4 protein-coding genes and 2 pseudogenes are annotated in these 13,765 nt (G+C 62.9%); 5 read left to right on the forward strand and 1 reads right to left on the reverse strand.

Features of this window, described 5'->3' with window-relative positions; translation table 11 throughout:
- Positions 1-77 precede the first annotated feature (77 nt).
- Positions 78-1,079 (forward strand): alpha/beta fold hydrolase, encoded by a 1,002-nt coding sequence (locus tag GOQ09_RS06780; RefSeq protein WP_157612742.1) that lies wholly within the window; start codon positions 78-80, stop codon positions 1,077-1,079.
- Positions 1,080-1,413: 334 nt separating this feature from the next.
- On the opposite strand, the gene GOQ09_RS06785 is transcribed toward GOQ09_RS06780, so the two are convergent.
- Positions 1,414-1,959 carry a hypothetical protein gene (locus GOQ09_RS06785; RefSeq protein ID WP_207309931.1) on the reverse strand — a complete coding sequence of 182 codons (546 nt, stop codon included), beginning with the start codon at positions 1,957-1,959 and terminating at the stop codon, positions 1,414-1,416.
- A 1,030-nt stretch (positions 1,960-2,989) separates the two neighbouring features.
- Here GOQ09_RS06785 and GOQ09_RS26585 point away from each other — a divergent pair.
- The 4 genes and pseudogenes from GOQ09_RS26585 to GOQ09_RS06800 all read left to right on the forward strand — a co-directional run.
- Positions 2,990-9,762, forward strand: a pseudogene (locus GOQ09_RS26585) (filamentous hemagglutinin N-terminal domain-containing protein); the annotation flags it as partial.
- A gap of 123 nt (positions 9,763-9,885) precedes the next feature.
- Positions 9,886-12,381 (forward strand): annotated as a pseudogene (locus GOQ09_RS26590) (DUF637 domain-containing protein); the annotation flags it as partial.
- An 18-nt stretch (positions 12,382-12,399) separates the two neighbouring features.
- Complete coding sequence (locus GOQ09_RS06795) at positions 12,400-12,762, forward strand: hypothetical protein (RefSeq protein ID WP_157612744.1); 363 nt, start codon at positions 12,400-12,402, stop codon at positions 12,760-12,762.
- Between the two features lie 431 nt (positions 12,763-13,193).
- Positions 13,194-13,748, forward strand: coding sequence for a hypothetical protein (locus GOQ09_RS06800; protein WP_157612745.1), 555 nt, complete (start codon positions 13,194-13,196; stop codon positions 13,746-13,748).
- Positions 13,749-13,765 lie beyond the last annotated feature (17 nt).

The raw sequence follows: 13,765 nt of genomic DNA on the forward strand, positions 1-13,765 counted from the left end.
TGCCCGAATCTGCGAAAGTTCTGCGGAAGAATAGGGCGCCCCGAGGCTCACCATTGAAAACCTCCAGACGCCGAACCATGCATATCGCCCTGGGAGTCGCCGCATTCGCAGCGTTGCTCGTCCTGGCGGGCGTCGTCTACGAGCGCCTGGGCCAGTACCGGGCCGCACGGGACTTTCCTCCGCCCGGAACAATGATCGACATCGGCGGCCGGAAGATCCAGCTGGATTGCCGGGGCTCGGGCTCTCCCACCGTCGTGTTCGAGTCGGGGCTGAGCGTCGAAGGTTCGCTGAGCTGGTCCGCCGTCCAGCCGAAGATCGCCGCCCACACGCGCGCCTGCGCGTACAGCCGCGCGGGCCTGATGTGGAGCGATTCTTCGAGGGCCCCTCACAGCGCCAGGCAGGTGGCGCAAGACCTTCATGCGGCGTTGACCAAAGCCGGCGAGCGCGGTCCCTTCGTGCTGGTGGGCCAGTCCATCGGCGCCCTTTATGCCATCGGTTTCACGAGGCACTTCGGCCCGGAGGTCGCGGGGCTTGTCTTGGTCGATCCCTCGCATCCCGAACAGGTCGAGCGGGTGGCGGGCTTCATGACCGAATCGCGGTCCATGTTGTCGCGGGTCGGTGTGGCGCTCGCGTGGACCGGTGTGCTGCGCGCGGCGGCGCCGGTGCTTCTGCCTCGGTCGCCACACCGGACTGCACGCGATGCACAGGCCATATGGGCCTACGCGCCCAAGTCATTGAGCACGCAGCTCGCGGAGAGCGATTCGACGGACAGTACGCTCGCCGAGGCGCGGGGCTTCCAGGATCTGGGCAACCGCCCGCTGGTGGTGCTCACGGCGATGGCTCCCTACACAGCGGCCGAACTGCGTGGAATGAAGATCACGCCGGAGCAAGGCAGGGAGGTCCAGGCCATCTGGAAGCAGCTGCATGAAGAGCAGGCGACCTGGTCATCCCGAAGCACCCACCGCGTGCTGCCGGATTCAGGGCACAACATCCAGCTCGAAGATCCGGATGCCGTGGTCGAAGCGGTGCTGTCGGTGGTGCGTGCGGTGCGCGCGGGCGGAGGTGCCGAGTCTCCGTGACATGAGTCGCTACCTACATTGCCGACCAGCTAGTTGAGTGAGAGAAGCTGCCGGTTTCTACAATCTTCGAGGAAGGAGTCGATCTTGCCCTTATCTTTCAAAGACTATGTTCTGACCGGTCGCTTCAACAAGGTGGCCAGTGAAGCCGTGGCGGATGCGATCGCCCGAACCAAGGCCGCGGGCCTTCCGGTTGAAAGTTGTGTCGACGACGTGTCAACCTCGGACAACCGACCTGTACAAGCGGGCTCGACCAATAAGCCTTCCGACCGGCTATCGCGCAGACAAGATGCGATGAGCGCCGGGTCCAACGGGTCGAAGACAGCTCGCTAGCGAACTACTCCACCCGTATTGCGACATAGTCAACGCCAATCCCTGGCAAGTCCTGCCCCGTCGCGTGGAGAGTTGTTGCCGTCAACTCGAGTACCGAGTATTCCTGCGATGTGCCTCGTGGAGTGGCATCTTCAAGACGAAAAAAGCGTGAAGTGCCCGGGACGGAGGCCGCGGCTTTGTCCAGGTCAACGTCCGCTTTGCCGGGTTGGCGCAACACGGTTCTGACCGTTTTCACATCGGCCAGCGTAATGGAATACTTGTCGTCCGTGGCGCGCCATGTCCCAGCGGCGGCGACCTGCGAAACAACTGCCGTGTCCGGCCCCAGTTTTTCGACGTTGCGAAACGTGAACTCCCCGCTGAAGTTGTACTCGCCGTTTTGCAGGAATTGGGAATAGCCACTGGAGGAGAGCTCTCCCGCTGGCACGGCGTACTGGGATGTGCCCTTCCATTTCCCTACCAGCGGGGACACGGCGCGTCGAGATTGGCTCTCCTCTTCGTTCCCATACACGACTGTGTTGTGGGAGCCGTTGATGATGGCATTCCGACTCACTGGATTCCCATTTCCATGAACCACGAGACTGCCATTCGGTGCAGCCGATGAGGCGCTCACAGTTGTGGGCTCGGAGCCAATGAACGCGGCGACAACTGCGCCAATGGCTGAGATGACAGACCCGATAACGACGCGTTTTCCACTAGTTTTCATAAGTTGTTGGATCTTCCGCTAAGTGACCAGAGTCACACAAAAATGGGTTAGCGAAGCAAGCAAGTTGTCACATCGCGATTGGAAAAGCTTGGACCACAACGCCTTCACGCGTCTGCATCTAAACCTCTCTCCACTCCACCGAAGCTCGAGGGCGTCCAAGTGGATTCTTCCTGCCCACAAAACGGGACTCGCCTCGCAGCAGGTGACCCCGTGTCCAATACCGCCCCGTGCTCCTGGGCAGTGCTGCAAGAAACGTGGAGACCACGATCGCCACAGCGCTGTCCAGCGCCAGGATGTCGGCCACAGCGAGCGTGCGCAATGCGGTGTGGCCCCGAACGTCAGCAGATTGGCTGACCTCGATGAGTACCTCCGCCGCGAGTTCACGGTCGCTGCGCGGCGTGCCGTTCGGATGCATCACCCATTGATCGCGTCAAGCATGACGGGCAGCCCCATCGCGCACGTGCAGTATCTCGCGGGGGCTTCGTCTTCAGGCCAGATGCTCGCGGTGCGTCGTGATTTTTCGCACGCAACGTGCGATGGAAAAAACCCGCCGCGACGAGATTCGTCGAGGCGGGTCAAAAGGCAGCCTCACTCAGGGAGGAGGGATTCGTGACTCATGGCTGCCGGCGCAAATCGTAGCCGCCAAGCCACGGCCAAGTCGCGCCGATGACGACTTAATGATTCATGTCCCGGCCCGGGTGTGTGCGATATGTGGCGCTTTCCGGCTCAATCTGCGCGCACTGAGATTCCTTGACATTTCTTACGGCAGCTCGAACCCAGAATCCGGGCCTGCCGATGTGGATGTCGGCGAATCAGCACGGTCGCTTGTCGCGGCGTGCATGGCTGTCACGCAGAGAGATCAGGGAAGAAGAACGACATGAATAAGAATTTGCACCGTATTGTGTTCAATGCGAAGCGCGGGCTGCGCATGGTCGTGCAAGAAACGGCCAAGAGCACCGGTAAGGGATCCTCCAAGGCCACGACCGTGGCGGCCGGTGCGGCTGCCTTTGCGCCGATGCTCGTGGGCGCCGCGCTTGCAGGCATGCTGTCAGCCTCGCCCGCTCAAGCCCAGATCGTCGGTGCCCCCAACGTTCCCGGCAACCTGCGGCCCACCGTGATGGTCGCACCCAACGGCGTGCCGCTCGTCAACATCCAGACGCCCAGCGCCGCCGGTGTCAGCAGAAATATATTCAACCAGTTCAATGTTGCCCCCAATGGGGCCATCCTGAACAACAGCAGAACAAGTGTAGGTACGCAGCTTGGCGGCATCGTCCAGGGCAATCCGTATCTCGCGACCGGCCCCGCACGCATCATCGTCAACGAGGTAAACGGCGGCAGCCCGAGCCAGCTGCGCGGCTACATCGAAGTCGCGGGACAGCGTGCCGAAGTGATCATCGCCAACCCTGCGGGCATCAGCATCAATGGCGGCGGCTTCATCAACGCGTCTCGCGCCACGGTGACCACGGGCACGCCGCAATTCAACGCCATCGGCGGCCTCGACAGCTTCCTCGTGCGCGGCGGCACCGTCACCATCGATGGTGCGGGCCTCGATGCCAGCAAAACGGACTACGCGGCCATCCTGGCTCGCGCCGTGCAGCTCAATGCAGCCATCTACGCCACCGATCTCCAGGTGGTCACAGGCGCGAACCAGGTCAGCGCCGACCACAGCCAGATCACGCCAACCGCCGGCACCGGCGCCGCTCCCACCTTTGCTCTGGACGTGGCCGCGCTCGGCGGCATGTACGCCGGCAAGATCACGCTCATCGGCACCGAGGCTGGCCTGGGCGTGCGCAATGCCGGCAGCATTGGCGCCAGCACCGGCAGCCTGGTCGTGACAGCCGCAGGTCGGCTGGAGAACACTGGCACCCTCGAGGGCCAGAGCGTGCAACTGGCCAGCACCGGTGGCGACATCGACAACCGCGGCGGCATCATCCGCCAGACCAGCAGCGTTGCCCTGACCATCGCCGCACCGACACTGAGCAACACCAGCGGCGGCGTGATTGGCCTCGAGCCGGCACCGGCACCGACCGCCGGAACGGGCGGTACCGGCACAGGCGGCGCGTCGGGCGCCGGGACAGGATCGACGTCCTCCGGCAGCACCCCATCGACGACCGGCGGAACGACCGCGACGACAAGTGCGCCCGCCCCGGCACCAGCGCCCATCGAACCGGGCCGCATCACTGCCGCAGGGACGATCTGGAACGACGGCGGCAAGATCTACGCTGGCGGCCCCATCACGCTGCAAAGCGCCAACCTGATCAACAACGGCGGCACGCTGAGCGTCGCCAGCATGGCCGTGAGCCAGCCGACGTTCGACAACCACGGCGGCACGCTGAATGTCAGCAACGGCTTCAGCGCCAATGTCGATCGGTTCGACAACACTGGCGGCACGCTCAACGCGGGAGCCTGAACATCACCACGACCGGCGACCTGGTCAACGTCGATGGCAAGCTGACCGGTGCGTCCGATGCCACCCTGGCGGTGAGCGGCCAAGCCGACAACACGCGCGGGACGATTTCGGCAACGGGCGCGCTGACGGCCAATGTGGCGGGTGCGCTCAACAACACCGGCGGCACGCTGGTGGCGAACCAGGGCGTTGCGCTCGGCGCGGGCAGCCTGGACAACACGCAGGGCAGCATCCAGTCGGCGCGAGCCGGGGTGCAGCTGGCGGTGGCGAGCCAACTGACCAACGGCAGCGGCGGCACGATCGGGGCGGCCACCGACCTGAAGGTACAAGCCAGCTCGCTCGCCAACGGCGGCAGCCTGCGCGGCGGCAACGATGTCGGCGTTGCGGTCGGCGGGGCGCTGACCAACGACGGCAGCATCACGGCCGGACGGCACGCGACGGTCGCCGCAGGCAGCCTGCAAAGCGGCACCACAGGCGTGCTGGGCGCGGGCATCCAGAGCGACGGCCAACTCGGTGCGGCGGGTGACCTGGTGGTGACGACGACTGGCGCCCTGGTCGCCAACGGGACCAACCTGGCGGCCGGCAACGCCACGCTGCAGGGCGCGAGTGTCGACCTCTCGGCCAGCCAGACCAGCGCGGCCAACATCGCCGTCACGGCCACGCAGGTCAACGTGACCACCAGCGGCGCGACCGTGGCCACGCCCGGCACGCTCGCCATCAGTGCCAACGGCAACGCCGCGCAGACCCTCGTCAACGCGGCCGGGCAACTCAACGCCGGCCAACTGCAGGTCAACGTCGCGAACCTCGCCAACACCAACGGCGGCCAGATCGTGCAGACCGGCACCGGAGCAACGGTCATCGCGACCAGCGGCACCCTGAACAACGACGGCGGGCGCATCGCCAGCAACGGCCAGGACCTCACGCTGCAAGGCACCAGCATCACCAACGCAGCCGGCAAGATCGAGCATGCCGGCACCGGCACGCTCGCCGTCGCGGGCGGCAACTTCAACGGCGCCAATGGCCAGATCACGGCCAACGGCGCGCTGACCGTGGCCCTGTCGGGCGCCTTCAGCCAGGATGGCGGCACGATCAGCGCCAAGCAGATCACCATCGATGCAGGCTCTTTGAGCAATCGCGGCGGCCAGCTGATCCAGACCGGCGCCGACGCCACGCGCGTCACGGTGGTGAGCGCGCTGGACAACAGCGGCGGGACGCTGGCCAGCAACGGCAACACGACCATCGCGGCCGGCAGCCTGGCCAACCAGGGCGGCACCATTCGGGCTGCCGAGACCTCCGACCTCGGCCTGACCGTGGGCGGCTTGCTCGACAACAGCAACCAGGGCGTGATCGGCGCGGGCGGCAGCACCACCATCGCGGCTGGCAGCCTGAACAACAACGCGGGCAGCGTGACCGCTGTGGGTGATCTGAACGCCACCATCGGCGGGGCCGCAACCAACGTGGGCGGCACGCTGGCGGCCAACGGCAACACCACGCTCGTGGCCGGCACGCTGGACAACAGCAGCGGAACGGCCGCGGCCGTCACGGGCAACCTGAGCGTCACGACCTCGGGTGCGACGACGAACAACGGCGGCACCCTGCAGGCCGGCGGCGCGACCACGCTGCTCAATAGCGGACTGAGCAATGTCGGGGGCAAGGCTTTCGGCAACAGCCTGTCCGTGAACACGCGCGCGAACGGGCAGAACAATGCGCTGAACAACACGCAAGGCACGCTGGCCGCCACTACCACGGTGGCAGTGAGCTCGGGCGCACTCGCCAATGATGCGGGCCTGATCCAGTCGGGCGGCGCGATGACCATCAACACCAATGGTCAGAACCTCAGCAACACCAATGCGGCAGGCTATGCCTCGGGCCAAGGCGGCATCACCAGCGGCGATACGCTCAGCCTGACTACCGGCGCGGTCACCAACACCGCCGGCTTCATTGGCGCCAAGAACGCATTGGTCGCCGACACGCAGGCCTTCTCCAATACGGGTGGAGGCCAGGTGCTCGGGCAATCCACTGTGGCCATCAACACCAACGGGGCAGGCTACGACAACAGCGGCGGGCAGACGCAGGCGGTGGGCGATCTCAGCATCAACGCCGGCAGCATCGTCAACAACGGCGGCCTCGTCCGGTCGATCGGCACGACGACGCTGAACGCCGGCACCATCGTCAACACGAACACGTTGGGCACTGACCAAGGCATCGAAGGCAAGAACCTGGCCATCGGCGTTGGCGATCTGAACAACACCTCGGGCGCCATCCGCGCCGACGTCAACGCCACCCTCACCAGCGGCGGCACCATCAACAACACGAACGGATTGATCTCAGCCTGCAACGAACTGGGCATTCTCGATCCGAAGCGTGCGAATCCCGCTGCCAAGACGCTGAACGTGATCAACACGGGCGGCACCCTGGTCGCCGGCACGGCCGCCGCACTCGGCGCAGACGGCAAGCAGATTGCTGCTTTCGGCAAATTGGAGATCGACGCCAAGAGCTTCAGCGGCGACGGCACGACCGTCGGCGTCAACGACCTGAGCATCGCACTCGCGCAGGACGTGACGAACAACGCCGAGGTCAAGGCGGGCGGCAATCTGACCTACGCGACCACTGGCAAGCTGACCAACAACGGCAAGCTGCTCGCGGGCGGCACGGTCACCGCCAGCGGCAACGAGGTCGACAACACCGTGACCGGCGAGATCACGGGCGACACCACCATCGTCAGCGCAGCCAGTACGCTAACCAACCGGGGGCTGATCGACGGCTACAACACGCAGATCAACGGTGGCACGGTCAACAATGTGGGCACGGGCCGCATCTATGGCGACATCGTTTCGGTCGCAGCAGGCACGCTGAACAACGACAGCGAGACCCTCGGTAGCGAGACCAGGGCGGGCACCATTGCTTCGCGCGATACCTTGGACATTGGTGCCCAGACCATCAACAACCGCGAGCACGCACTGCTCTTCAGCGTGGGTGAGATGTTCATCGGCGGCGGCCTGGATGCCAACCGCCAGGCCGTCGGCAAAGGCGGCACGCTCAACAACCTGAGCGCCACGGTCGAATCGCTGGGCGACATGTCCATCACGATGGGCCAAATCAACAACTTCGACAGCCACTTCGCCGTGGTCCGGACCAGCAGCGGTCCGATCAATGGCGATCACACCATCACGCCGCTCGGAGGGATCGAACTCCCCGCCGACCAGTTCGTGCTGGACCGCGGCGGCCGAACCTGGACGACCATCATCAATGGCCAGGTGCTAAGTGGCAGCGGCTGGATCGAACGCCAGTACACAACCACCACCGAGGTCGACCAGCCCGCCAATCCGCCCGAACCGGGCCGCATCTACTCGGGCGGCAACATGACCATCGACGGCAAGCTGCGCAACCGCGACAGCCAGGTGATGGCGGGCGGCACCTTCACCATCGACCCGGCCAATGTCGACAATACGCCGACGCAGGGTCAGAAAATCGTGACCGTCGGCGGCCTGGAGGTCTATGCCCCTCCCGAGAAGGGCAACAACCTGGTGCCTGGTTTTATCCCGGAGCAAAAATCGGTCTACACGATCGACGTGGGCGCGAGCTGCATCAACGACTGCACCGGTGTGACCCCCTCGGGCACGAAGCTGAGTGCCGCCCAAGGCGTCGCGGTCAGCGACCGTGCCGGCATGGCCGGCGCAGTGACTGCGGGCACACGTGCACGCGCCATCGTGGAGGTGCCATCGGCGGTCGGAGGCTCCATCAAGACGAGCGGCAATACCGCCAATGGCGCGGGCGGCGCCGACGGCGCCTCAGGCACGGGCGGCACCAGCACCATCGCGCTGGTGGTGCGCACCAGCCTGCCCAACACGACGGTTCCCACCACCAGCCTCTTCGGCATTCACGCCGGTCCTGGCGGCTACCTGATCGAGACCGATCCTCGCTTCACTGACCGTCGTCGTTGGCTCAGCAGTGATTACATGCTGAACAGCCTCGGACAAGACCCGAACAACATCCTCAAGCGCCTGGGTGACGGCTTCTACGAGCAGAAGCTCATCCGAGAGCAAGTGGCCCAACTCACGGGTTATCGCTATCTCGACGGTTACTACAGTGATGAGGAGCAGTACACCGCCCTGATGAATGCGGGCGTGACTTTCGCGAAGGAATACGGCCTGCGCCCCGGCATCGCGCTGACACCGGCACAGATGGCCCAACTCACCAGCGACATCGTCTGGCTGGTCGAGCAGACCGTGACCCTGCCCGATGGCACGACCCAGCAGGTGCTCGTACCGCAGGTGTATGTGCGCGTGCAGCCCGGCGACATCACGGGCTCGGGCAGCGTGCTGTCGGCCGACCGGACGATCATCAAGGGCAAGGGCGACCTGACCAACAGCGGCACCATCGCCGGGCGCACCTTGGTTTCCATCAACGCCGACAACATCAACAACCTCGGCGGCCGCATCGCCGGCGGCAGCGTCGCGCTGGATGCAACCAACGACATCAACAACATCGGCGGCACCATCACCGCGGCCAACTCCGTGTCACTGAAGGCCGGACACGACATCAACATCGACACCACCACCAGCGCACAAAAGGGCTGGCTGGCCAACAAGACCAACATCGACCGCGTCGCGGGCGTTTACGTCACCAATCCTGGCGGCACGCTGGTCGCGAGCGCGGGCAACGACGTGAACGTGATCGGCGGCATCCTGTCGAACAAGGGGCCGGGCAGCTTCACCTCCGTGACGGCCGGCAAGAACATCAACCTGGGCACCGTCACCGAATCCAGCAGCCGACTGTCGATCTTCAACGCCGGCACCTACCACGGCGATGCTTCCAGCAAGGAAACCGGCAGCACCATCGTCGGCAACGGCACCGTGTCGCTCAACGCCAAGGGCGGTGACATCAATGCGCGAGCGGCGACGCTGGATTCCGGAAGCGGGTTGCTGAGTCTTGCCGCGACGGGGGACATCAACATCATGTCGGGCGTCGAAACGCATGCCACCATGGGCGCCGGCCAGTCGACCAAGAAGGGATTTCTCAAGTCCACTACCAACAGCGTTTCGGGCACCTCCGAGGTCACGACCACCATTGGCAGCCGTCTCTCGGGCCAAGCTATCGGCCTGTCGGCCGGCCGCGATATCAACGTCGTGGGCAGCGACATCGAAGCGCGAGGGAACGCCACACTTACAGCCGGTCGCAACGTGAACATCGTGTCTGCGGTGGACAGCGTTTCCGGAAGTCTGGATCGTTCCCGCGAGACCAAGGGCTTCATCCTTCCGAAGCTGGGCGGCTCCAGCATCGACAGCGGAATCCGCTACGAGCAGCATGCCGAAGTCTCAAGCCAGGTCGAGCGGGCCTCCAACGTCAAGGCGGGCGGAAACCTGGGCGTCACTGCAGGCGAGCAGGTCAATATCTACGCCAGCAATCTCAGCGCTGGTGAAGACCTGAAGATCTCGGGCAAGGAAGTGACGATCCTGAGTGGCATCAACCAAGTCCACAAAGAAATCGGGAGCAAGAACTCCAAGAAGTCCATTGGCACGATGGGCAACTTCAAGCGCGTCGGCAAGGGCATGAACGGCAAGGACAGTGTGACCGACACGCTCGATCAGACTACGCTCGCCGCGGCCACGCTGAATGGAAAGAATGTCACCGTCATCGCCACCGATGGCGATCTGACGCTGGGCGCGGCGCGTATCAAGGCCCAGGAAACCGTGGCACTGAATGCGCCCAAGGGGGCCGTGAACTTCGACGTAGTCAAGACAGGTATCGAACTGGGCCAGAGCCGGGGCGAGAGCGATCCGATGTACCAGCGCACGCGCGACACCGGTGCGCATGTTGAAGTCGCCAACTACACCCAGATCGAAAGCAAAACGCTGACGCTGGACACCCCGACAGTGAACGTTCAGGTGGGACAGAACGCGATCAAGGGGCCGGGCGACATCTATGTCGCACAACAAACCATCGAGCAGGTGCTGCAGAGCCAGCGCAGCCAGCCCGGCATGGGGTGGCTGAACCAGATCCAGAACGATCCGGCGCTCAACAAGGTGCCGATCAACTGGCAAGGCGTGCCGCTGGAGCAGCGCCAGTGGGCGGAGAGCCAGGGCAGCCTGACCGAGGCCGGTGGCGCGGTGGTGGCGATCGTGGCCACTGTCATGACATGGGGAGCCGCCAGCAGCATCGGAACGGTGGCCGGCAGCGCCGTTGGGGGCGGCACCACAGGCGCCGTGGTCGGAGCCGCGGTCGCTGCCGGCGTATCGAGCATCGCCTCGCAAGCCGCAGTGGGCCTGATTAACCACAACGGCAATATCAGCGCGGTGCTGGAAGATCTGGCTTCGAGCCGGGGGATCAAGAACATTGCCACTGCGATGGTGACGGCTGGAGCCGTGCAAGGGCTCAACATCGGTCTTGGCCTGAGCGGCGCAGCCTCCACGTTGACCACCCCTCAACTCATCAGTCGGGGCCTGATCGACGGTGCGGCCGCGGGCCTGATCCGTGCGGCCATCAATGGCACGAGCCTCGAAACCGAATTGGCCAATGGGATGCTGAATGGTCTCCTCAGTTCGGCTGCAGCAGGCGGAGCCAATTGGATCGGCGCAAACACTGAAGGGTTTGCTCGAGAACTGGCGCATGCGCTGGTGGGCTGTCTCGCTGGCGTGGGGAGTGCGGCAGTCAATGGGGGAACCAATTCGGGCAGCGCCTGTAGCGCCGGTGCTGTGGGGGCCGTCGTGGGCCACTTGGCGGGGCAATATTTCAATCCTACCGGTGACCTCGCGCTGAGCGCCGAGAGCATCGCGCTGGGACAAATGGTGGGCGCACTTGCAGGCTTGCTGGTGGGCGGTGATGCGGCCAGTGTGAACATCGCTTCCGCCGCTGGCGGCAACGCGGTGGAGAACAATTGGCTCAGCGGAGAGCAGCAAAGGCAGCGGGACGCCGAGCTTGCAGGTTGCGCGAAGGAACCCAACCCGGCCAGCTGCCAGTTCCGGGTCTCCGAACGTTGGAGCATGGTGGACTACAACCAGCAGGCGGTGTACGACGCCTTGTCGGCTGCCAAAGAGAGAGCATTGCTAAAGCCAACCGCAGCCAACGTGATCGCGCTCAACAACGCGATCACGGACATGGTCAGCCTGTACGGAGAGTTCCAAGCAACGGGAGACACACGCGGCGCTCGCACGATCAGCGCGGCGTTGGTGTCCGGCGTCCTGTCTAGAGCACAAAGCTGTGCCGCGATACAAGGCGGTCCCGGCTGCGGCACGATTGTGCTCACGTCCGCAGAACGTAGTGCGGTAGCGAACGCTTTTGTGGAGTTTGGGCTTGCCGCCGAAGGCAACATCGCTGCGAGCGACCTACGCACGATACGGGCTATTGGCGAAGCGATCGGATCGGGCTCAGCTTCGGCGTGGCGGACAATTTCAGCGGCATTTGAGGACCTAAGTGCCTCCGCCCGTCAGGTGGTCCGGCAATTGGTGCGACCAGAGGGGACCCCGGCTAATTTAGGCACGAGACTGGGTGGTGATAAGGACACTATCAACGCGGCAAAATGGCTGAAGCCTGAGCCTGGCTACTACGATGTCGTTATTCACGGAAATGCTGAATCAGCCATGATTCTTAGAAATGGGGAGTGGATCAAGGTAGATCAACGTGCATTAGCCACCTATATTGGGAAGCAATCTGACTATTCAGGAGGGGCCGTGCGACTAGCATCGTGCTCGACTGGTTCATGCAGTACGGCGTATGCCCAAGATCTTGCAAATAAACTAGGTGTTACAGTCATGGCTCCTACCGATTTATTGTTCGTTTATCCAAATGGTGTTGTGGTTATTGGCCCTAATTCGTGGACCAATACCGGGAGTTGGCAGGTATTTAAGCCCACCCCCAATTAAATTGAAAGAGCTATTTTTATGTTGATTCCCGTCGGAATGTTTAAAGAGCATTGTGGGGAGAGGTTTCCCTCTATCCTGGATTTTGAAGGAGTATCGCTAGACTCGGAGGAGCAGCAAAAGGTTGTGAAATATCTTGCCTCATGCCCGGTAGTTATTGCGAGTCCTGGCGTTATCCAAAGTGTTTTTGACAACTCCAAAATTGCAGGGACACCGTCCATGCGAACTGATGGGTGTTGGATTTGGCAGGATACATATGCTTATTATGTGAGTCAGCAAAAGGTCAACGTGGACAAGGACTTTTTGCATCACATACGGGAGCGTTTATATATCACCCCAATTGACGAGGAAATTGATTTCTCGGCAATTAAATTCCCGTGGTAATTTTGCAAATTCGCCCAGTTTTGGCGAAATATATGCAGCCTTGAGGTCGACGTCGATGTATAAATTGCGAAAAATTAATTATGCCGAAAAATCCAAATACACAGTAAATCTGGAGAAGGATGGCGACGTGATTGCGGCAATGTGCGAAGTCAAAGAAATCGAGAGCGACACAATCGAAGGACTTGAACTTATTTCATTTGAGTCATCACGCTTTGATGATTTGTGCATTAAGGGGTTGGTTGATTTGAGGCTGCTAAGAGCAGCAATATTCTCATTTCACCGATGTGCATGAGTCTTGCTCACTCGGCGCAACAAGCAAGATTTTGGCTCTCTGCCTGCAGAAAATTAAATGAATTCGGTAGTCAACCGGAAATAAGGGAAAAATGAAGCTGTCACACATTCATTCCGTTCGGAATATCCCTCTCGCGCTGGTGCTCGCCACTAGCACGTTGCTCGCCGGTTGCGCCACTCGCCTTTCGCAGCCCGTCACCGGCTACACCTGCTGCAACCTGCGGCCCGACTACGGCTGGGTCTCCAGCACCAACATGCTGGGCGGCCCCATCGTGCCGTTCGGCGAACCCGCGGTGCTCGACACCATGAAGCGGGACCGCTACCTCTACGGCACCATCGGCAGCGACTACGTCTCGCTGCGCGACGACACATCGCGCAGCAGGGAAGACATGCTGCGCTGGGCGCGCCAGATCGTGGTGCCCGCCGATCCCAAGCTGACACTCGCCAGCTGGAGTCCCGAGGTGCAGAAGGCCGTGTACTCCGCCAAGGTCATGGTCGGCATGACCCGGCCCCAGGTGCTGATGGCGCTGAGCTATCCCTCGCGCAACGACACCAAGGACCTGAACGCCGGCAGCTGGCGCTACTGGACGGTGCAGGAAGACGAGCCGGTCGATGTGCTCTTCGGCGCCGACGGCACCGTCAGCGGCTTCTCCGGCAAGCCGTCGGCGGTTCGCACGGTCGAATTCCGGCGCTGATCACCATGGTGCATTCC

Source organism: Variovorax paradoxus (assembly GCF_009755665.1).
Lineage (GTDB): Bacteria > Pseudomonadota > Gammaproteobacteria > Burkholderiales > Burkholderiaceae_C > Variovorax > Variovorax paradoxus_G.